The organism is Duganella sacchari, from assembly GCF_900143065.1.
GTDB lineage: Bacteria > Pseudomonadota > Gammaproteobacteria > Burkholderiales > Burkholderiaceae_D > Rugamonas > Rugamonas sacchari.
This window is the reverse complement of record NZ_FRCX01000004.1, coordinates 133189-155235: the sequence shown is the minus strand read 5'-3', so window position 1 is coordinate 155235 and position 22047 is coordinate 133189. Positions and strand designations below refer to the sequence as shown.

Below are 22047 nucleotides of genomic sequence, written 5' to 3'. Positions count from 1 at the left end.
TTAACCGCGCACTGCGGCTTCAATCTGCGCCACATCGATTTTCGACATCTTCATCATCGCCTGGAATGCGCGCTGCGCGACCTCGCCGCCCTTGGCCATGGCATCGGTGAGGACGCGCGGTGTGATCTGCCACGATAGTCCCCATTTGTCCTTGCACCAGCCGCATTCGCTGGCGGCGCCACCGTTGCCGATGATCGCATTCCAGTAGCGGTCCGTTTCTTCCTGGTTGTCGGTCGCGATCTGGAATGAAAAAGCTTCGCTGTGCTTGAAAATCGGCCCGCCGTTGAGGCCCACGCAGGGCACGCCACAGACCGTGAACTCCACTGTCAGCACCTGTCCCTGCTGACCGCCCGGGAAATCGCCGGGTGCACGGTGCACGGCGGTGACTTTGCTGTCCGGGAAAACGCTGGCGTAAAAATTCGCGGCTTCTTCCGCGTCTTTGTCGTACCACAGGCAGATCGTGTTCTTGGATATCATCGTCTCTCTCCTCTGTTTCGCTGTCCAGTCAGCGGATGCCGCCGGAGCAGCGATTTTACTGCGATCGGCCACCGGGAAGCACACGCTTAAATAACCGCGATCCGCGCGTTTCCACACGAAGTCTGCGGCGATGCAGCATCAGCGTCAGCTTCGTATGATGACGTTTTGCGATATAGTGAATCTCCTGATTCCCCTACCCCGCTCACGCCATGAAAAAAGCCGGTTTGCTGCTCGTCTCTTCCAGTCTGCTTGCCCTTTCCGCCCATGCCGCCGCACCGAGAGCCACCACTGCCAATGGCATCGTGGATGGCGTGCAGGAGGCATCCGGCGTCAAGTCATTCAAGGGAATTCCGTTTGCGGCCCCGCCAGTCGGCGCCCTTCGCTGGAAAGCGCCGCAAGCGGCCGCCAGCTGGAAAGGCGTCCGCAAAGCGGACCATTTTGCAGCGCGCTGCATGCAACTGCCGCTGTTTGACGATATGGTGTTTCGTTCCGATGGCGTCAGCGAAGACTGTCTGTACCTGAATGTCTGGACGCCTGTACGGTCAGACAAGGAGAAGCTGCCGGTAGTGGTCTATTTCTACGGCGGCGGCTTTGCCGCCGGCGACGGCTCCGAACCGCGCTACGACGGCGAAAGCATGGCCAGCAAAGGCATCGTCACGCTGACCGTCAATTACCGCCTGAACGTATTCGGCTTCCTGGCCCACCCCGAACTCACCAAAGAATCGCCCAACCGCGCTTCCGGCAACTACGGCCTGATGGACCAGGCAGCGGCGCTGCAATGGGTCAGGAAAAATATCGCGGCCTTTGGCGGCGATCCCGCACGCGTGACCATCGCCGGCGAGTCGGCCGGCTCTTTCTCGGTCAGCGCGCAAATGATTAATCCGCAAGCCAAAGGCCTGATCGCAGGCGCCATCGGCGAAAGCGGCTCCCTGCTTGGCCATATGGCGCCTGCGCCGTTGAACGTCGGCGAGCAGATCGGCGCAGGTTTCGCCAGGTCCGCAGGCGCATCCACGCTTGCCGAATTGCGCGCCCTGACAGCGCAGCAACTGCTGGACGCCACCAAAAAAACAGGCGCCTGGTTCTCCGCGATTCAGGACGGCTATGTCATTCCACGTCCTCCAGTGGCCATGTACGCGGCAGGCGAACAAGCCCGCGTCCCTTTGCTGGCGGGCTGGAATGCCTACGAAGGCCACTACAAACAAGTCCTCGGCAACAACGCGCCGACGGCGGAAAACTTCAGCGCCGCCCTCAAAAAACTGTACGGCGACCAGGCTGACGCCGCCCAGCAGGCTTATAGCGGCGACGTCAAACAGGCGGCGACGGAGCTGGCCAGCGACCGCTTTATCGGCTTTGGCACGTGGAAGTGGATAGACAGCCATGCGCGCAGCAGCGGCAAGCCGGTCTATCGCTACTACTACACACGGCCGCGTCCAGGCCAGGAAGGCGCCAACCACTCAGTGGAAATCGAGTACGCCATGGGCAACCTGGCGACAAATAAAGTCTATGCATGGACGGACGATGATCGGGCGCTGTCAACCCAGATGCAGGGCTATTTTGCCAACTTCATCAAAACCGGCAATCCCAATGGCGCCGGCCTGCCGGAATGGCCGCAAGCCAGTGCTGGCGGGGCCTCCCGCCTGATGAAGCTCGACGTGCCATCGGCCGCGATCACCGCAACCGACGACGCGCATTACAAGTTCCAGGAAACCCAGGTGAAAAACTGAAGCTAGTTTCAGGCGAGGTTTGAAAACCTGCTATACAATTTATCCTCTTATCCAGAGGAAACAAACCCCATGCGCAAACACCTTGGCTTTCTGGCCCTTTGCCTGACGGTTTCCGCCTACGCAGCGGAGCCCTTCGACGACAAATTCCGTCAACTCGACGAGACCTTGCCGACGCCAACCGCCTACCGCACCGCTTCCGGCGCGCCCGGCCACGCCTATTGGCAGCAGCGCGCCGACTACACCATCAGCGCCACGCTGGATGAAGCCAAGCGCGCCCTCACCGGCAGCGAGCAAATCACCTATCACAATAATTCGCCCGATACGCTGAGTTATCTGTGGGTGCAGCTGGACCAGAACATCTATAAAAAAGACTCCGACGCGCGCATGATGCTTACCCAGCCTTCGCGCGAGGCCTGGGCCAAGTCGTCGTCGCCGGATGACGGCTACAAGTTCGAGGGCATGCGCGGCATTCTGGCCGGCCGTGAATTCGACGGTGGCTTCAAGATCAAGACGGTGGGCGCCAATGGCCAGCCGCTGAAGTACGTCATCAACCGCACCATGATGCGGATCGACCTGCCTGCGCCGCTGAAACCGGGCCAGAAGTTCATCTTTAACATCGACTGGTCCTACAACATCAACGAACAGCAGGTGCTGGGCGGCCGCTCCGGCTACGAGCATTTTGAAGACGACAAGAACGACCTGTTCGAAATCGCCCAGTGGTTCCCGCGCATGGCGGCCTACTATGACGTGTATGGCTGGCAGCACAAGCAGTTCCTGGGCACCGGCGAATTCACGCTGGAATTCGGCGACTACGACGTCCAGCTGACCGTCCCGGCCGACCACATCGTCGCCTCCACCGGCGAACTGCAAAACCCGGACGATGTGCTGAGCGCCGCCCAGCGCGACCGCCTGGCCAAGGCGAAGACCGCCACCGCGCCAGTCGTCATCGTCACCCAGGAAGAAGCCACCAAGGCCGAGAAATCGCACAGCAGCGCCAGCAAGACCTGGCACTTCAAGGCAGCCAACGTCCGCGACTTCGCCTGGGCCTCGAGCCGCAAGTTCATCTGGGATGCACAGGGCTTCAAGAAGGACTCCACCGATGTGATGGCGATGTCCTACTATCCGAAGGAAGGCAATCCGCTGTGGGGCAAGTACAGCACCCAGGCCATCATCCACACTATCGACAAGTACAACAAGTACAGCTTCGACTATCCGTATCCGACCGCGATTTCGGTCAATGGTCCGGTCGGCGGAATGGAATACCCGATGATCTCCTTCAATGGTCCGCGTCCAACCAAGGACAAGAAGACCGGTGAACTGACCTGGTCGCAGCAGACCAAGTATGGCCTGATCGGCGTCATCATCCACGAGGTAGGCCACAACTACTACCCGATGATTATCAACTCCGATGAACGCCAGTGGACCTGGATGGACGAAGGCCTCAACACCTTCGTACAGTACCTGGCCGAACAGGAGTGGGAAAACGGCTACCCATCGCGCCGCGGCGAGCCACGCAACATCGTGGACTACATGCGCAGCAAGAACCAGGTGCCGATCATGACCAACTCGGAGTCGCTGCTCCAGGTGGGTAACAACGCCTACGCCAAACCGGCGACTGGCCTGAACATCCTGCGCGAGACAATCCTGGGCCGCGAACTGTTCGACTTCGCCTTCCGCGAATACGCGCAGCGCTGGAAGTTCAAGCGCCCTACGCCGGCGGACTTCTTCCGCACCATGGAAGACGCTTCCGGCACGGACCTGGACTGGTTCTGGCGCGGCTGGTTCTACACCACCGATCCGGTCGATATCAGCATCGACGGCATCAGCGAATACGGTGTGAACACCAAGAACCCGGAAACCGAGAAGGCCTGGAAAAAAGCGCAGCGCGATGCGGAACCGGTGTCCGTTTCCGAGCAGCGCAACAAGGCCCTGCCGAAGCGCCTCGACGCCCATCCTGAGCTGAAGGACTTCTACAACGAGCACGACGAATTCACCGTCACCAACAAGGACCGCAACAGCTACAACGAAGCGGTGGAAAAGCTGGAGCCTTGGGAGAAAAAACTGCTGGATCAGGGCAAGCACCTGTACCTGGTGGACTTCTCCAACCTGGGTGGCATGGTGATGCCGCTGATCCTGGAAATTGAGCTCAAGAGCGGCAAAAAATATATCGAGCGCATTCCGGCCGAAGTATGGCGCTACAACTCGCACAAGATCACCAAGTTGATCGTCACCGACGAACCAATGGTGAGTCTGACCCAGGACCCGTACTGGGAAACTGCCGACATCGACACGTCCAACAACGCCTGGCCACGCAAGGTAACGCAATCGCGCCTGGAACTGTTCAAGACCGAACGTGACAAGAACAATATGATGCGTGACTTTAATACGCCGTTGAAGAAGGACGAGAAGAAGTGATACGCCGCCTGTGCCTTGTTGCCGCTACCGTGCTGGCCTTATCCAGCACGGCTGCTCACGCCCATAACTTCCACATGGGCATAGCGGACATCAGCTACAACGAGCGCACCGGCAGCACCGAGATCGTGCACAGCTACACTGCGCACGATCTCGCCACGCTGCTGACCAGCCTCTATGGCCGCCAGTTCGACCTGGGACGCGCGGACAGTGAGGCGCCGCTGCGGCGCTACGTGGAAAAACAGTTCTATCTGGAAGATGCGAACCACCAGCGCCTGCCGCTGCAATGGGTGGGCTATAAAGTCGATGCCGACACAGTGCTCATCTTTCAGGAAATCCCGCACGTGAAACTTGAAAAAGGCAGCCGCATTCACAATGGTTTGCTGATAGACTTCCTGCCTTCGCAAAAGAACACCGTGAACGTGCAAACCAATGGCCCTGTCCAGACGCTCCTCTTCGATCAAAACAGCATCGATCAAATCGCCCCTTAAGTACGCACTCCTGCTGGCATTGGGCTCGGCCCATGCCGATGACCAGATCATGCAGCGCATCCTGGTGGACGGTTCGCGCACCAACCAGCTTGGCGTTGCCGATGCCGCCAGCGCCGGCACGGTAACGCAGGAGGAACTGGCGGCACGCACCGTTTATCGTCCCGGCGAGATTCTGGAAGCGGCGCCCGGCCTGATCGTCAGCCAGCATAGCGGCGAAGGCAAGGCCAATCAGTTTTATCTGCGCGGTTTCAATCTCGATCATGGCACGGACTTGCGCACCAGCGTCGACGGCATGCCCGTCAACCAGCGCAGCCACGCCCATGGCCAGGGCTGGACCGACCTGAATTTCCTGATACCCGAACTGGCCGTGCGGCTGGACTACAAAAAAGGTCCCTACTCCGCCGAAGAAGGCGATTTCGCCTCCGCAGGCGCCGCGTCGGTGGTGTATGCCAACCGCTTGCTGCAAGGCGTCGCCAGCGTGTCCGGCGGGCAGAATGGCTATGGCCGCGCAATGGTGGCCAATTCGCTGGAGACGCAGCGCGGCAGCCTGCTGTACGCGATCGAAGCCCTGCACAACGACGGCCCGTTCACGCGTCCCGACGACTATCAAAAACTGAACGCGGTGCTGCGCTACAGCGAAGGCTACGCCAATAACGGTTTCAATCTCAGCCTGATGGCGTACAAGGCCGACTGGAACGCCACCGACCAGATTCCACTGCGCGCCGTGCAGGAAGGCCAGCTTGGCCGCAACGACGCCATCGACAATACGGATGGCGGCAAGGCCCATCGCTACAGCCTTTCCGGCGCATGGCGCCGTACGGCGGAAGACAGCGCCTCCAGAGTCAACGCCTACATCATCGCCAACCAGCTGGACCTGTGGTCCGACTTCACCTACTTCATGGAAGATCCGGTGCACGGCGACCAGTTTGCACAGCCGGACAAGCGCGTGACGAGCGGCCTGAATGCCTCGCACAGCTGGCACCAGCACACCGACACCGGCAACAGCGAAACCACTGTCGGCGTGCAGCTCCAGAACGACAACATCTTCAATGGGCTCTACAGCACGCAGGCGCGCCGCCCGCTGTCGACCACGCGGCAAGACCACATCGTTGAGTCCAGTGCCGCCGTCTACCTTGAAAATAACACGCGCTGGAATACCGCCTTCCGCACGGTGGCGGGCGTCCGGCTGGACAGCTATCGCTTCGACGTGCAGAGCAGCATCGCCGCCAATTCGGGCAAGAGCAGCGACCATCTGGCCAGTCCGAGTCTGAGCCTGATCTACGGGCCATGGCAAAGCGCCGAGGTCTACGCCAACGTCGGCAGCGGCTTCCATAGCAACGATGCGCGCGGCACGGTCATCACCATCGATCCCAAGACCGGACTGGCGGCCGACAAGGTGCAGCCGCTGGTACGTTCACGTGGCATGGAACTTGGCGCCCGCACGGCATGGCTGCCGGGCTTGCAGACTTCGCTGTCCCTGTATCGCCTCGACTTCGATTCTGAGCTGACCTACGTGGGCGATGCAGGCGGTACCGAAGCCGGCCCGCCAAGCCGCCGCTATGGGGTGGAATTCTCCAACTATTACAAGCCCTTGAAATGGCTGTCGGTGGACCTGGACCTGGCCTATGCCCGCGCTCGCTCGCGTGGCCAACAGGACGAAGGCAGCTACATCCCCGGCGCGATTGAAGGCACTGGCCAGCTGGCGGTGACCGTGGACGATGGCGGGCCATGGTCCGGCTCATTGAAGCTGCGCTATTTCGGCCCCCGTCCGCTGCTTGAAGATAACAGCGTCCGCTCGCAAGCCAGCATGACGCTGAATGGCCGCATCGGCTGGAAGATACGCAAGGGACTGACGCTGGAGCTGGAAGCCTTCAACATCACCAACCGGCGCGATTCGGCGATCGACTACTACTATGAATCGCAGTTGAAGGGAGAAGCGGCGCCAGTGGCTGACATCCACTTCCATCCTATCGAATCGCGGTCGCTGCGGGCGACGCTGATTAAAAACTTCTAGGCGTCGCGCTCGTTGAGGATGGCAAAGCTGCGCTGATGCCAGACCGGGTAGGCCGGCGGCACATCGCTGGCGGCTTCCAGCAGCGCGTTCTGCTCCGGCGTCAACGACCAGCCGGTGGCGCCAATATTCTCGATGAGCTGCTTCTCGTCGCGCGCGCCAATAATCACGTTGGACACGGTGCGCTTGCCAAGCAGCCAGTTGAGGGCAATCTGGGGGATCGACTTGCCGGTTTGTTCGGCCACCACGTCCAGCGCATCGATAATGCGGAACAGGCGTTCTTCTTCGAAGTGCGGCCCGGTGCCGGCGATATCATGTGCGCGCGTGCCCGGCTTGGCAGGCTGGCCGCGGCGGATTTTACCCGTCAGTTTGCCCCAGCCCAGCGGACTCCAGACCACGGCGCCCACGCCCTGGTCTTCCGCCAGCGGCGCCAGTTCCCACTCATAGTCGCGGTTGAGCAGCGAGTAGTAAATCTGATGCGCCACGTGACGCGGATAGCCATAGCGCTCCGAGGTCGCCAGGGACTTCATCAAGTGCCAGCCGGAGAAATTGGAGGCGCCGACGTAGCGCACCTTGCCTTCGCGGACCAGTTGATCCAGCGTTGACAGGGTTTCTTCGACGGGCGTGTTGTAGTCCTGGCCGTGCAGCTGCAGCAGGTCGATATGCTCTACCTGCAAGCGCTGCAAGGACTTGTTGACGGCTTCGATGATGTGCTGGCGTGAGGAACCGTAATCGTTCGGCCCCTGGCCGGTAGGGAAAGTGACCTTGGTCGAGATCAGCAGGCGATTGCGCTTGCCCTTGATGGCCTCGCCGAGGATTTGTTCCGCCAGACCGTCCGAATAGACATCGGCGGTATCGAACATCGACACGCCATGCTCAAGGCAGACATCGATGAGGCGCGCGGCGCCGCTGGTATCCGTGCTGCCCCAGGCTTTGAAAAAGTCATTGCCACCACCAAAGGTCGCCGTGCCAAAACTCAGCTCCGGCACCCGCAGGCCAGATTTTCCTAGACGCTTGAAATTCATGATGAACCTCCATTCAACTACATGAGTAGCGGGTAGGCGGCGCGCTCCGCCGCCGCCTCGATGTGCAGGATACGCTGATAGTCTTCTTCGGCACGATATTCGAAGCCGTTGATACGCAGCGCCGTCATGTGCGCGCGCAGCGCTGGGCTGGGCGCCAATAATGCCGCACGCAGACGGTCGATCAGGTCTGATGGCACATCGCGCCCGGCCACCAGCGGCAATCCTGGCGACGGCGCGGAGCTCTGCAAAATCCTGACGCCAGCTACGCTGTCTGGCGCGGCGTCAAGCAGATAGCCATACGTAACGCAGTCGATGGCGGCAACGTCCGCCTCGCCATCGCGCACCATGCGCAAGCTGGCGACGTGGCTGCCCGACCATTTGACCTCGCCAAAGAACCGGCCATCGCGCGCCAGCGGCGCCACGGCGTGGCGCAGCACGTTCATGCCGCTGTTGGAATGTACATCGTTGGCGGCGGCAATGCCGCCACGCAGATCGGCCAGCGTCTGCGCCCTGCTGCCGGCGCGCACCACGATCAGGCTTGAGTAGTCGCTGCCCTCACAGCCGAAGAATGCGAAGGATGGCGTGGCCAGCAGCGTCACCTCGCCGCGCAACATGGTCATGTAGGGATAGCCGCAGGTCTGCGAGACCAGCGTGTCGGGACGCCGCCAGAACGCATGCAGCTCCGGCGCGGCCAGCAGCTCCACCCTGTCACGCACGCCGCCATCCACCAGCAGACGCGCCAGCAATGCCTCGTACTCCCGCTGGATGCGGGGCGACAGGTTATACATCGGCAGTGCAGCTTTCCAGTTCATTCGGGCATGCGCGGGTGGACAGGTGCGTCAATCGGACGGAAGCCAAAGCGGCGCATCAGCTCACCGTAACCGTTGATCTGGAAGCCGCCGCTGCGGGCATTATAGGCCGCGCGGCGCGCTTCATACACACGCGGCAGTAAATACCACGGCAATGATGGCAGGTCGTGATGCACCAGGTGCAGATTATTATTCAGGAACAGCAGGCGGAACACGAGGCCTGCTTCATTCAGCACAATGCGCTGCTTGTGGTCCTCAGCCGGACGATGTTCGTAATAGGAGCGTATCATCGCCAGCGATTGCGCCGGATATGAAATCGCCAGCACGTACCACAGCGCCGATACGCCAAACGCCGTCTCCACCCACCACAGCAAGGCGGCCAGCAAGGCCAGATGCCGCAGCCAGACACCGGCATCGCGCAGATCACCGCGCGCCAGCTTGCGTACCGCGCCACCGCACGTCGTCGTGATGGCCAGTGCCGGGCCGACCGCCAGCCGTCCCCAGAAGGTCTTGTTCAGCCAGTGGATGGCGCGCAGCGGTTTGCTCATCGCCGCCCACTCGGCAGGCGACACATAGGTACTTTCGGCGTCCAGTGCCGGCATGGTCAGGTTGAAATCATCATGGTGACGCAGGTGGGTCTCGCGGTAGATTTCATATGGATACCATACCGCCAGCGGCACATAGCCAAACAGGCGGTTGAGCCACGGCCAGCGCGTGGGATGGCCGTGAATCAGCTCATGCTGAAGCGACATATACCAGGCGCACCACCAGATCATGAGCAAGGTCGCCAGCGGCGTCCCCAGCACCGGCCACCAGGCCAGTGTCGCCAGCCAGCCGCCGTGGATCACCACAATCAGCATCCAGGTCGGCCATTCACCGCGCCAGAACGTACGGGTACGTTCGGCGACAACTTCGGCTTGCTGCTGTGCGTCTATCCAGGCCTGCATCGCTACCCTCGGTAATCATCTCAGGGCCGAGTATAGGTAGCGCTGCCAATGGTGGAAACGAATTAAATCGCGCTTCTTTATGCGGATTTTGTGTAGGTGAGACAGCGTACAGCCGCAGCCAGGTGCGGCGCGCACAATTGCAGTCATGGATACGCAAACCAACATCATCAAACCACGCAAATACCACCCTGCCGCTTATGCAATGCACAGGCAGATGGTGGCGGTACGGCGGACGATATCGGCGGCGACGCTGGAAGAATCGCAATCAGCGGCGCGCTGGGCGCAGGCGTGGTATCAGCTGGTGCAGCGCAAGCTGGATCAGCTCCAGCATGCGCCGCGTTACCTGCATTAGACTGGGGAGTAGCAGCCGCCAGCGCGGCGCTCCATGGCATGACGGTCGATGACGGTAACGGTGCCGCGACGGTATTCGATCAGGCCTTCTTCCTGCAGCTTGCCGGCGCAGCAGGTGATGGATTCACGGCGCACGCCCAGCATATTGGCGATCATCTCCTGCGTCACTTTCAGTTCGTTCGACAGCGAGCGGTCCAGGCGCTCCAGCAGCCAGCGGCACAGGCGCTGTTCAATGCTGCCGTGACGCACGCCAGCCACGGTCTGGGCCAGCTGGGCAAACAGCGCGCTGGTATGGCGCATCAGCTGTTGCGCCAGCGCGCCGCCGCTGAAGAAGGCCTGGCGCAGTACGGCCGATTTGATGCGGTAGCCGTAGCCTGCGGTCTGCACCACGGCGCAGCAGTTGGCGCGTTCGTTTTCATACATGGTGACGCCGACCACGCCTTCGCGGCCGACCACCGCCACTTCAGCGGCGCCGCCGTCTTCCGTCACGTACTGCAGCGAGACGATGGCGTTGGTCGGGAAGTAAGCGTATTCCATCGCTCCGCCACCTTCAAACAAGCGTTTGCCTGCTTCCAGCGGAACCAGATCCAGGTGCACGAACAGATCCAGCAACTCTTCACGCGACAGTGCGCGCAGCAGTTCGTTTTGCTGGGCGCCGGTCAGGCTGATCGCTGGTGCGGCGGTGTTTTGCATCGCCCGTGGGATGCTGGCGGAAACGGAAGTCTGGTTGGCTGCGTACATGGCGTTCCTCATCTCAGGTCTGTGTTGGATGATTAACACTATAGCCGCGCTATGTACGCTGGATTATAGGAGCACAGTCACGCCTTATGTAGGTTAGGAACATAGTAGTTTGTGGGCCTATTCCTACCCCGGCAATAAGGTAGCGGCCACGCAACGCAATCGATTGCTTTAAGGAATGTATTTAAAGCGGCTGCCCTCTTCGATGAGCCGCTCATCGCGCGACCGCAGGCGGCCCGGATTGCGGCGATGTTCCGGCTCGGAAATAACGCGTTTGATCACGCTTTCCAGTACGCCACGGTGGCTGAGGTATTCGGCCGCACTCTCGGGGCCAACCTGGTCAGCCAGCTCAATGCCGGCCTCTACCACCTCGGACGACTGAAAGTCCGGGCGAAAAGTTTGCTTGGTAGACATTTCTGCCTCCTGTTGATGGACGAAATCCAATTTTCGGATTCTACCGCAGGGAGCGCCGTGCGGGAACGCACTAAGTTGTAACGATGGCGGCCAGAATACCGTATGCTACACACGTCATCCAACTACAAGAAGAGACCTGCACATGACCGACACCACCTTCCCGGCCAATGCGGCACGCCCGTTGACCGGCCAGGACTACAAAACCCTGTCCCTTGCCGCCCTGGGCGGCGCGCTGGAATTCTACGATTTCATCATCTTCGTCTTCTTTGCCAACGCCATCGGCCAATTGTTCTTCCCGGCCGAAATGCCGGACTGGCTGCGCTCGCTACAGACCTTTGGCATCTTCGCCGCCGGCTACGTGGTGCGGCCGCTGGGCGGCATCGTCATGGCGCACTTTGGCGACCTGCTGGGCCGCAAGCGCATGTTTACACTGTCGATCCTGTTGATGGCAGTGCCGACGCTGACCATCGGCCTGCTGCCGACCTACGCCAACATCGGCCTGGCCGCGCCGCTGCTGCTGTTGCTGATGCGCGTGCTGCAAGGCGCGGCGGTCGGCGGCGAAGTGCCGGGCGCCTGGGTGTTCGTGTCCGAGCACGTACCGTCGCGCTACACGGGCTACGCCTGCGGCGTGCTGACCGCGGGCCTGACCTTCGGCATCCTGCTGGGTTCATTGGTAGCGACCGCCCTCAACACCGCCTACAAACCGGATGAAGTGCTGGCCGGTGCCTGGCGCATGCCCTTCCTGCTGGGTGGCGTGTTTGGCCTGGGCGCCATGTATCTGCGCCGCTGGCTGCACGAAACGCCGGTATTTGCCGAGATGGCACAACGCAAGGCGCTGGCTGGCGAGATGCCGTTGAAAGCCGTGCTGCGCAACCATCGCAGCGCCACAGTGATTTCCATGCTGCTGACCTGGCTGCTGTCGGCCGGCATCGTGGTGGTGATCCTGATGACGCCCGCGCTGCTGCAAAAGGTCTACCATATCGACGCGCGCACTTCGCTGATCGCCAATACCGTCGCCACGCTGGGCCTGGCCCTGGGTTGCATCACCTACGGCGTGCTGGCCGACCGGCTGGGCGCCAAGCCGGTGCTGTTCGTGGGCTCCCTGCTGCTGGCAATTTGCACCTACGTGTTCTACACCACGCTGCGCACCCAGCCCGAGCTGCTGTTGCCGCTGTACGGCCTGACCGGCTTCTGCGTCGGCGTGGTCGGCGCCGTGCCTTGCGTGCTGGTGCAGGCCTTCCCGGCCCAGGTGCGCTTTACCGGCCTGTCGTTCTCGTACAACCTGTCCTACGCCATTTTTGGCGGCCTGACGCCGGTCGTGGTCACGCTGATGATGAAAAACGATCCGCTCGGCCCGGCCTACTACGTGATGGGCGTCTGCGTAATCGGCATGCTGACCGCATTGTTTGTCCAGCGTTCGCCGTTAGCAGCGGCGCCAGTGCCAGCATAAGGCTGGCACTGGCGCTTACAGATCCTCGTGGTGGCCGGAAGCGCCCTGCTTCCAGTACGCCGAGATCCGGGCCGCCTCGCGCGGATGCCCTTTGTCGCCAAACACCATGTCGCGCACTTGTGCGGCGGCGGCAGCTTCACCGGCAAACCAGAAGAAGCCATCGCCATCCGGCAGTGACAGCGCGCGGATGGCATTCAGCAGCGTCTCTGCATCGGTATAGCGCTGCAAGTTGACTTGCGCTTCGCTACGGAACACCAGCGTGGCCGCCTCTTCCCCGGCCACCAGCACCTGCACCCTGGCGTCTGCGGGCAGCTCTTCCAGGCGGCGGCGTATCGCCGGCAGCGCGGTGGCATCGCCGGCCAGCACGTGCCAGGCATAGTCCATGGGGATAATCATCGAACCGCGCGGACCGGCAATGACGGCGGTCTGCCCGGGCGCGGCCTGACGTGCCCAGTCAGAGGCGGCGCCGGTCGCGTGCAGCGCAAACTCGATGGTTAGCTCGCCCGCAACGTTGTCAAAACTGCGCGGCGTGAAATCGCGCCGGTCCGCGTCGCTGAGCATGAATTTCACATGGTCGTCATAGGAAGCGGAGACGAAATCGTGTAAGGTCTCGCCTTTGAATGTTACGCTGACGTAGTTCGGGGTCAGATGCTGGACATTGACCACTTCAACTTCCCGCCGTTTGATTTCGTGCCGCACACGCTGAATACGATTGTTCATCATCGATCTCAATTAGTTGATAATATCACCCATTATGGCAAAACAAGTTAATAAAGTCAACCAATCGGAACAGGTGTTTGACGCCATCCATTCGATCATGCATTTGTACCGCGCCCGCCAGCTGCGCGGCCTGCGCGACACGCCGCATGAAATCACCCATATGGAATACAAGGCGCTGGGCTTTTTCTCGCGCCACCCCGGCGCCACGCAGGGCGACCTGGCCGCCCATTCCGGCCGCGACAAGGCGCAGCTGGCGCGCCTGCTCAAAGGCCTGCGCGACAAGGAACTGCTGGACGCTGCCGCCGACCAGGCGGACCGCCGCATCACCCGCCTGACGCTGAGCGCACAAGGCCAGAAAATCTTCAATAGTCTCAATCAACTCGGCACGCAGGCCTCCAGCGCAGCGGTGGATGGCATGTCGGCCGCACAGCTGACGCAACTGCAAGCGCTGCTACAACAGATCCGCGACAACCTGGAAGCGGATGGCGACGGCCTCTGAGCCGCTACAACGCCTTCAGCGTACGAATCAGGTCACTCAGGCGGTAAGGTTTGGCGATGAGTTCAAAACTGCCGATGTCCGGCATTTCATCGCGCAGTGAAGAGGTGACGTAGCCCGATGCCAGCACGATCTTCACCCTGGGGAAGTCACTGCGCACCGCCTTGCCCAGTTCCACGCCGCTCATGCCGGGCATGACCACGTCGCAGAACAGGATGGCGATATCCGGCGTACGGCGCAGCGTTTCCAGCGCCTGCATGCCATTATGCGCCGACAGCACTTCATACCCGAGATGGCTGAACAGGCTGATGGCCGTTTCCAGCACCTCGGGCTGGTCATCGACCAGCAGCACTTTCTCCGCACCGGCGCCCGTCTGATTCAGATTCGACTCTTGCTGTGCGGGCAGCGCCGGGAAATACAGCGACACCGACGTCCCCGCCCCTGGCCGCGAGTCCAGCGTCAACGCACCGTGGCATTGCTGCACCAGACCGTAAACCTGGCTCAGGCCCAGTCCCGTGCCCTTGCCCACTTCCTTGGTGGTGAAGAACGGTTCAATGGCACGCGTCATGGTTTCCGGCGTCATGCCTTCGCCGCTATCTTTCACGACCACGCGCACATAGCGGCCGGCAGACAGGCGATCCACCTCGTTATCGGCCAGGGTGACGGCGGCCAGGTCGATCATCACCTCGCCTTCTTCCTTCATCGCGTCGCGCGCATTGACCACCAGATTGAGCAGCGCCGCCTCGAACTGCGTCGGATCGATCATGGCCTGCGGCAGGTCGGCCTCCATCTGCAGAGACAAATGCATGGCATCCGGCAGCGCGCGGTGCAGTACCGACTCGAACGAACGGATCACGCGGCCGATGTCGTGCGCCTCCTGCTTGAGCGGCTGCTGGCGCGCGAAGGCCAGCAGTTGCTGGGTCAGCGAGGCGCCGCGCTGCGCCGCACGCGCCATGGTATCGACGGATTTGGCGATGATGGCCGGCTCCTTGGACAGGCGCAGCAGCTCCAGCCCATTCATGATGACGCTGAGCAGATTATTAAAGTCATGTGCGATGCCGCCCGTGAGCTTGCCGATGGCTTCCAGCTTCTGCGACTGGAACAAGGCCTCGCGGGCGCGCTCCAGCTGTTCGGCAGCGACGCGGCGTTCGGTGATGTCGCGGGTGATCTTGGCAAAGCCCAGCAGCTCGCCGTGCGGATCGACAATCGGATCGATCACCACACTGGCCCAGAAACGGCTGCCATCCTTGCGCACGCGCCAGCCCTCGTCTTCGAACTTGCCGGTGGTGCGCGCCAGCTCCAGCGCCCGCGCCGGCCGCCCCGCCGCCTGGTCCTCTGGCGTGTAGAACATGGAAAAATGCCGGCCGATGATTTCGTCCGGATGATAGCCCTTGAAACGCTGCGCGCCCGCGTTCCAGGTCACGACCACGCCTTGCGGTGAGAGCATATAGATCGCGTAGTCAGTCACCCCCATAATAAATTGGCGGAACCGTTCGGCTTCGATCGCAACGACACTGGGCTGGGCACTTTGCTGCATAGTCATCCTTATTCGCTACTCAACATGAATTTTACTTGAGAGCAAACAAAAACCACGCACACTTCTTCAATCGTTCGTCCTGGACAACTGCAAAAAAACTGCCGGCCACAGGGATTTTTCCCCTCGGAAATTAAACCATGGATGACATAGCGATGTGATGCAACGAACAGAACGGTGTCAGCCAGCCGCCTAAGATGAGGCGCTTACCGCCATCTGACAGGAGTCTGGTTTTGAATATCCAACGTTATCTGGCACCGTTTTCGCAATTGGACGGCGAAGCGCTGATCCTTGCCGCTGCTACTGCCCTCATCACCTTCCTCGCTATCCAGTTGTTTTTACGCGTGCTGCGGCGGCGCCTGTGCAAGCATGAACAGCCAGGACGCGCCGATCGCCCGCTAGCAGAGCTGCTCAAATCCTCACTCAACCGTACCAGTACACTGGCGGTACTGGCCATCGCCATCATGACTGGCCTGAACACGCTGGACTTGCCGGTGGTGTGGGAAGAACGGTTACGCCACCTGTGGTTTATTGTACTGGGACTGCAGCTGGTACTGTACCTGGACCGTGCCGTCACACTGGGTGCGCGCCGCTATTTCCGCAGCCATGCCGAAGACGAGCAATCGCCGACCACCGTCGCCAATACCCTCATGGTGTGGGCGCTCAAGACCACACTGTGGGTGATTTTCCTGCTGGCAGCGCTGTCCAACCTCGGCATCAATGTGTCGGCGCTGGTCGCCAGCCTGGGCATCGGCGGGATTGCCGTCGCGCTGGCGGTGCAAAACGTGCTGGGCGATTTGTTCGCCTCACTGGCCATCGCGGTCGACAAACCGTTTGAAGTGGGCGACGCAATTGCCATCACCAATGTCTCCGGCACTGTGGAGCATGTCGGCCTCAAGACCACCCGCATCCGTTCCGACAGCGGCGAACAAATCGTCATCGGCAATGCAGAGCTGCTCAAGAATACGGTGCGCAATTACAAACGCATGCAAACCCGGCGCGTGCAGTTCTCGCTGCGCATCAACCCGGCGACGCCGCCCGAGCAAGCCGCCAAGGTGCCCGACGCACTCAGGGCGATTGTCGAACGCCAGCCGGACGTGCGTGCCGACCGCGTGCACCTCAAGTCCATCAGCCAGGACGCGCTGGAATATGAGCTGGTGTTCTACGTGCTGAATTCCTCCTACCTCAGCTATATGAACGCCCAGCAGGCGGTGCTGCTCGATGCACTCCAGGCCTTTGCCGACCTGGGCATCGACGCCAATGCCGCCACCCGCCGCCTCGTATTCGAGCAGGGTACGGAAGCCGCCAACGAGCAACTGCTGCCTGAGCGTGAAATGAAGACGCGCCCTCACTGATGACGTAAGCCTTTTCTTACACGCGCACAGGAGCGGCACCGATGTGACAGTCTGGACTGCGCACCGATAATCCCTTCACCGATGCACCGCCCCATGGTGGTGCATTCAACCTACACACGGAAATAATAATGACTCTGCTCGCGCATGCTGTTGACGCTTGCCCGGCGACTGCCGACACCGGCGACGCCACCTCTACCGCCACCACCACCGCCAAGGCGGTCTACCAGTTGCTCAACGCCGGCCCGGCGCAAGGCGCGGCCAACACCCTGGCCTGCGCATGGCTCGATCAACGCCTGCTGGAAGCGCGCCAGCTATGCGACGATCTGCCCGAGCATCTGGACGATATGACCGCATGGATGGTCAAGCGCTCGGCACGTATTGGCGACGCCTACCGCAGCTATTTGCAAGCGCGTCACGAAGGTGCGCCACGCCGCTATTTCAGCGGCAAAGGCCACGCGCTGCATTTCCTGCAAAACGTCGCGCCGACCAAACTGGTGGACGGCGCCTGGCTGTATGGCCTGCTGGCGCACTGGGACGATACGGATTTTCGTCCGCTTATCGAAACCTACCTGGAAGAACTCGGCGATGGCGTACCAGACAAGAACCACGTACTGCTGTACAAAAAACTTCTGGCCAGCCACCGCTGCGAGCAATGGCAGGATGCACCGGACGAGCACTTCATCCAGGGCGCGATTCAACTCGCGCTGGCCTACAACGCCGAACGCTATCTGCCGGAGATCGTGGGCTACAACCTCGGTTACGAACAGCTGCCACTGCATCTGCTCATCACCGCTTACGAACTGAATGAGCTGGGCATCGATCCCTACTACTTCACACTGCATGTCACGGTCGATAACGGCGGCACCGGGCATGCGCAGATGGCTGTGCAGGCCTTGCGCCAGCTGCTATCGCGCTGCGGCGATCCGGCAGCGTTCCTGCGCCGCGTCCACGACGGCTATCGCCTGAACGACCTGGGCTCCTGCACTACTTCCGTCATTTCCGGCTTCGATCTGGAGCAGGAACTGGTACGCATCATGGCCGCCAAGGCGGTGGTTGGCCACAATATGCATTCGGACTACTGCCGGGTGGGTGGCCGCAGCATCAACGACTGGCTGGCCGATCCGCAGCAGATACCGCACATGCTGGCAGCGCTGGAAAACGCAGGCTGGATACAGCGCGGCCAGCCTGCAGAGAACAGCCGTTTCTGGCGGCTGATCCAGAGCGAGCGGGCCGAGATGTTCGGCGTCTTCAACGCCTACGAACAACAGATCCTCAGCGACTGGATTGCCACGCCACCCGGCCAGGCGCCAGCAGCATCGGCGCGCATTCCAAGCTACCGCGCGCGCCAGCGCACGCTGGACACGCTGGGCGTCCATCACACGCCACGCGGCGGCCCACAGCGCGGCGTGATCCGTCATCACCCGGCGTCCGACGCGGCCAACGACAGCCTTAACGCCAGCAGCGCGGAATTGCGTCAGCTGGAACAGCAAATCGCATCGCTTGGCAGCAAGCAGGCAGCAATGCAGCTACTGATGAAGCATATGTCGCCGGACCTGCACCACAGCGCCAGTGGCCTGATGGCCACGCGCATGTTCCGCCAACTGATGAACTGAGGAGTCCCATGGGTAGCCTGATGATTATCGGCGGAGCGGAAGACCGCACCGACAATATGGAAGTGCTCAAGAAGTTTATTGAACTGTCCGGTGGCGAAGATCAACCCTTGGTGGTGCTGACCGCCGCCAGCACCGTACCGGAAAAAATCTGGGAGATGTACCAAGGCGCTTTCAACGCCCTGCACGCGCACAAGGTGCGCCACCTGCCGATGGCCGACCGCGCCGCAGCCGAAGACGAGGAACTGGCCCACGCTATTGCGACGGCCAAGGGGATCTTCATTACCGGCGGCGATCAGAAACGGCTGATGACGATTATCGGCGGCACCCGCTGCGGCAACGCACTGCGCCAGGCCTGGCGGGAAAACGGCGCCTGCCTGGCCGGCACCAGCGCCGGCGCCTCGGGCATGTGCACGCACATGATGGCGGAAGGCCACGCCGACCTGGCGCCGGAAAAAGGCGCGGCACGGCTTGCCGCAGGACTGGGTTTTGTCCCGCGCGTCGTGATCGACCAGCACTTTGCACAGCGCCACCGCATCAACCGCCTGCTCAGCGTCGTGACGCAAAGCCCGTTCCTGCTGGGCGCCGGCATCGATGAAAACACGGCGCTGGTGGTTCACCAAAGCGACGGCCTGGAAGTGGTCGGCGAAGGCTGCGTCACCGTGGTGGACTGCCGCGATGCACGCACCAACATCGTGGACATTCCGGCCGGCGAGGTCCCCCATATTTTTGGCGCGCGCCTGCATCTGCTGCCGGCCGGCGCCTGCTTCCGCCGCGAAGGCGAACTGACTGACTTTATCGATTATCTGACCAAGGAACATTGAAACATGAATATCATCGAACAACGCGTACTGCGCGGCCCTAACCTGTACTCCTCGCAGCCATGCGTACTGACGGTACTCGATCTGGGTGAACTGCAACATGTCTCCACCGCCAGCGTCCCCGGCCTGAATGACCGCCTGCTGGCCATGCTGCCGTCGCTGTACGATCATCGCGGCCCGGTGGGCAAGTATGCCGGCTTCGTACAGTCGCTGAAGGAAGGCACCAGCCTTGCGCATCTCACCGAACACCTGGCCATCACTTTGCAATGCCTGGCCGGTACGCCGGTCAACCTGGGGCGTACGCATGAAGTGGCAGACGTTCCGGGCCGCTACCGCGTGGTGTGCGCCTATGAACTGGAACAGGTCGCCGTCGATGCGGTGGAACTGGCCGTGGCGCTGGCGCATGGCCTGGCCACTGGTGACCACGCCGTGGAGCAAAAGCTCAACGAAGGCCTGGCCGAGTTGCGCGATCTGGCGGAGCGCCAGGCCATCGGCACCAGCAGCGGCGCCATCGTGCGCGCCGCGCGCCGTCAGGGTATTCCTGTGGCGCGGCTGACGCCGGAGGCCAATATGTTCCTGCTAGGCTGGGGCGCACAGCAAAAACGCCTGCAAGCGACCATCACCGGCGACACCGGCCACATCGCGGTTGAAATCGCATGCGATAAACAGCTGACCAAGACACTGCTGCAGGAAGCAGGCGTACCGGTACCGGAAGGCGTCACCGTGCGCAGCGTCGAACAGGCGCAGCGCGCAGCACGCCAGCTGGGCGGCCTGGTGACGCTCAAGCCACTGGACGGTAACCACGGACGTGGCGTCACCACCCGCTGCGGCACGCCGGAGGAAGTGGAAACGGCCTTTGAACGTGCGCGCGAACATGGCCGCACCATCATCGTCGAGCGTTACATCAAGGGCGACGACTATCGCATCTTCGTTGCCGGCGAACGCGTAGTGGCCGCAGCGCTGCGTCGGCCGCCGACCGTGGTGGGCGACGGCACCTCGACCATCCGCCAGCTAGTGGAACAAGAAAACCGCAATCCGGCACGCGGCGAGGGCCATACCAACATCCTGACCCGTATTCCACTGGATGGCCTGTCCGCCACCGAACTGGCCGAACAGGGCCTGGACTTCGACAGCGTTCCCGCGCCGCAGCAGCGTGTACGCCTGCGCGGCAACGCCAACCTGTCGAGCGGCGGAACTGCCGAAGACGTCACCGACCGCCTGCCGCCGCAAACGCTGTCAATGTGTGTACGCGCCGTGCGCAAGATCGGCCTGGACGTCGCTGGCATCGACCTGGTCTGCGAGGACATCTCGGTACCGCTGGACGGCCGCAACGGCGCGATCATCGAGATCAACGCCGCACCCGGCATCCGCATGCATGAATACCCGAGCGCCGGCAAGCCGCGCGACGCCGGTACCGCCATCGTCGAATCCATGTTCGGCAACAGCGACGGCCGCATTCCCGTTATCGCCATCACCGGCACCAATGGCAAGACCACCACCACGCTGATGATCGAACACACCTTGCGCCAGGCTGGCATCGCCACCGGTTGCACCACCACCGAGGGCGTCAGTATCAACGGCCAGCCGGTGGCGCAAGGCGATTGCACCGGCTACTGGTCGGCGCGCACCGTGCTGTCGGCGCCGGAAGTGGAATTCGCCGTTCTGGAAACTGCCCGCGGCGGCATCCTCAAACGCGGACTGGCGTTCGACCGCTGCGACGTCGCCGTACTGCTCAACGTGAGTGACGACCATCTGGGCATGGATGGCGTGGACACGGTGAAGCAACTGGCGCGCGTCAAGGCCGTGGTGGTGGAAACCGCCAGCCGTGCCGTGGTGCTCAACGCGGAAGATGAGCGCTGCGTCGCCATCGGCGCCAGCCTGTCCCCTCAGGTAGAAATCATCTATTTCAGCTGCCAAGCCGCGCATCCTGTATTGCAGGCGCACTTGCAACGCGGTGGCCGCGCAGCATGGCTGGAGTCAGGTGCGCTCATGCTGGCCGATGGCAAATCCACGCAACGCTTGCTGGCAGCAGCCGACATGCCATCCACGCTGGGCGGCTGCGCACAGCACAATATCGCCAACGGCCTGGCCGCAGCCGCCGCCCTGATGGCAAACGAGCTCAGTGCACCGATGATCGTCGCGGGGCTGCGTACCTTCGTTTCGGACGCACGCAACAACCCTATGCGCAGCAATGTCTATGACGTCGGCGGCGTTCAGGTAATCGCCGACTACGCACACAACCCGGCGGCATTCTCCGCGCTGGCAGCCACCGCACGCGCCATGACGGCGCAACGCACCGTGGCGATAGTCACCTCCCCTGGCGATCGCCGTGACGAACATTTCAAACAGATCGGCCAGATTTGCGCACAGGGCTTCGACAACGCCGTGTTCTACGAATGGACCAGCGAGCACCGTGGCCGCCAGCGCGGAGAACGCGCCGGCATCATGTTTGAAGCAGCCAGCAACGCGCGCGGTTCGTCCGACGGCATCTACATCGACAGCGATCCTGCCGAAGCACTTCGCCGCGGCCTGGCGCTGTGCCGTCCTGGCGACGTGCTGCTTTACTGCTGCGGCGCTTCGGTATCCGAACTGGTAGAGGCGCTACGTCCGGTCGATCCAGCCAGTGCCGAACGTATCGGCGAAACGCTGGCACAGGTCTGAC

General features: G+C 61.8%; 19 protein-coding genes. 11 read left to right on the top strand and 8 right to left on the bottom strand.

What is annotated here, in order from left to right:
* Complete coding sequence (locus BUA36_RS09755; RefSeq protein WP_208861875.1) at positions 1–477, bottom strand: VOC family protein; 477 nt, start codon at positions 475–477, stop codon at positions 1–3.
* 209 nt (positions 478–686) lie between these two features.
* Between BUA36_RS09755 and BUA36_RS09750 the strand changes: the two genes are divergently transcribed.
* The 4 genes from BUA36_RS09750 to BUA36_RS09735 all read left to right on the top strand — a co-directional run bounded on the left by BUA36_RS09750 (position 687) and on the right by BUA36_RS09735 (position 7118).
* Positions 687–2201, top strand: a complete 1515-nt coding sequence (locus BUA36_RS09750) for a carboxylesterase/lipase family protein (RefSeq protein ID WP_072783965.1) — start codon at positions 687–689, stop codon at positions 2199–2201.
* A gap of 69 nt (positions 2202–2270) precedes the next feature.
* Complete coding sequence (locus BUA36_RS09745) at positions 2271–4616, top strand: M1 family metallopeptidase (protein ID WP_072783962.1); 2346 nt, start codon at positions 2271–2273, stop codon at positions 4614–4616.
* Positions 4613–5104, top strand: a complete 492-nt coding sequence (locus BUA36_RS09740) for a DUF6702 family protein (protein WP_139260455.1) — start codon at positions 4613–4615, stop codon at positions 5102–5104. Before BUA36_RS09745 ends, BUA36_RS09740 begins: the two co-directional genes overlap by 4 nt.
* A 49-nt stretch (positions 5105–5153) precedes the next feature.
* Positions 5154–7118, top strand: a complete 1965-nt coding sequence (locus tag BUA36_RS09735) for a TonB-dependent receptor (RefSeq protein ID WP_229255655.1) — start codon at positions 5154–5156, stop codon at positions 7116–7118.
* Here BUA36_RS09735 and BUA36_RS09730 read toward each other — a convergent pair.
* The 3 genes from BUA36_RS09730 to BUA36_RS09720 are packed head-to-tail and all read right to left on the bottom strand — an operon-like array spanning position 7115 to position 9896.
* The gene (locus BUA36_RS09730) at positions 7115–8140 is read right to left on the bottom strand and encodes an aldo/keto reductase (protein WP_072783957.1); all 1026 of its coding nucleotides are present in this window, start codon (positions 8138–8140) and stop codon (positions 7115–7117) included. The two genes, BUA36_RS09735 and BUA36_RS09730, sit on opposite strands and share 4 nt — an antisense overlap.
* A 17-nt stretch (positions 8141–8157) precedes the next feature.
* Positions 8158–8952, bottom strand: a complete 795-nt coding sequence (locus BUA36_RS09725; protein ID WP_072783955.1) for a phosphate/phosphite/phosphonate ABC transporter substrate-binding protein — start codon at positions 8950–8952, stop codon at positions 8158–8160.
* Entirely contained in the window at positions 8949–9896 is a 948-nt protein-coding gene (locus tag BUA36_RS09720; RefSeq protein ID WP_072783953.1) for a fatty acid desaturase, read from the bottom strand. Before BUA36_RS09720 ends, BUA36_RS09725 begins: the two co-directional genes overlap by 4 nt.
* A gap of 145 nt (positions 9897–10041) precedes the next feature.
* Here BUA36_RS09720 and BUA36_RS09715 point away from each other — a divergent pair, with 145 nt between their 5' ends.
* The gene (locus tag BUA36_RS09715) at positions 10042–10248 is read left to right on the top strand and encodes a hypothetical protein (protein WP_072783950.1); all 207 of its coding nucleotides are present in this window, start codon (positions 10042–10044) and stop codon (positions 10246–10248) included.
* Here the strand turns inward: BUA36_RS09715 and BUA36_RS09710 are convergent.
* Together BUA36_RS09710 and BUA36_RS09705 are read right to left on the bottom strand one after the other, a co-directional pair.
* Positions 10245–10988, bottom strand: a complete 744-nt coding sequence (locus BUA36_RS09710) for a Crp/Fnr family transcriptional regulator (protein WP_084560085.1) — start codon at positions 10986–10988, stop codon at positions 10245–10247. The genes BUA36_RS09715 and BUA36_RS09710 overlap by 4 nt on opposite strands.
* Positions 10989–11156: 168 nt before the next feature.
* Complete coding sequence (locus BUA36_RS09705) at positions 11157–11399, bottom strand: hypothetical protein (RefSeq protein ID WP_072783947.1); 243 nt, start codon at positions 11397–11399, stop codon at positions 11157–11159.
* Between the two features lie 142 nt (positions 11400–11541).
* Here BUA36_RS09705 and BUA36_RS09700 point away from each other — a divergent pair, with 142 nt between their 5' ends.
* Entirely contained in the window at positions 11542–12849 is a 1308-nt protein-coding gene (locus BUA36_RS09700; RefSeq protein WP_072783945.1) for an MFS transporter, read from the top strand.
* Positions 12850–12864: 15 nt separating this feature from the next.
* Here the strand turns inward: BUA36_RS09700 and BUA36_RS09695 are convergent, their stop codons facing one another.
* Positions 12865–13572 carry a siderophore-interacting protein gene (locus tag BUA36_RS09695; RefSeq protein ID WP_139260453.1) on the bottom strand — a complete coding sequence of 236 codons (708 nt, stop codon included), beginning with the start codon at positions 13570–13572 and terminating at the stop codon, positions 12865–12867.
* Between the two features lie 31 nt (positions 13573–13603).
* On the opposite strand from BUA36_RS09695, the gene BUA36_RS09690 reads away from it, so the two are divergent.
* Entirely contained in the window at positions 13604–14068 is a 465-nt protein-coding gene (locus BUA36_RS09690; RefSeq protein WP_072783942.1) for a MarR family winged helix-turn-helix transcriptional regulator, read from the top strand.
* 4 nt (positions 14069–14072) lie between these two features.
* Here BUA36_RS09690 and BUA36_RS09685 read toward each other — a convergent pair whose 3' ends face one another.
* Entirely contained in the window at positions 14073–15602 is a 1530-nt protein-coding gene (locus BUA36_RS09685; protein WP_084560084.1) for a PAS domain-containing hybrid sensor histidine kinase/response regulator family protein, read from the bottom strand.
* Between the two features lie 230 nt (positions 15603–15832).
* Here BUA36_RS09685 and BUA36_RS09680 point away from each other — a divergent pair, with 230 nt between their 5' ends.
* From BUA36_RS09680 to cphA, 4 genes are all read left to right on the top strand, one after another.
* Positions 15833–16954, top strand: a complete 1122-nt coding sequence (locus tag BUA36_RS09680) for a mechanosensitive ion channel family protein (RefSeq protein ID WP_072783937.1) — start codon at positions 15833–15835, stop codon at positions 16952–16954.
* Positions 16955–17082: 128 nt separating this feature from the next.
* Positions 17083–18567: an iron-containing redox enzyme family protein gene (locus BUA36_RS09675; RefSeq protein ID WP_072783935.1), complete on the top strand. Its 1485-nt coding sequence runs from the start codon at positions 17083–17085 to the stop codon at positions 18565–18567.
* Positions 18568–18575: 8 nt separating this feature from the next.
* Positions 18576–19388, top strand: a complete 813-nt coding sequence (locus BUA36_RS09670) for a cyanophycinase (RefSeq protein ID WP_072783933.1) — start codon at positions 18576–18578, stop codon at positions 19386–19388.
* A gap of 3 nt (positions 19389–19391) precedes the next feature.
* Positions 19392–22046: a cyanophycin synthetase gene (gene cphA, locus BUA36_RS09665; RefSeq protein ID WP_072783932.1), complete on the top strand. Its 2655-nt coding sequence runs from the start codon at positions 19392–19394 to the stop codon at positions 22044–22046.
* Position 22047 lies beyond the last annotated feature (1 nt).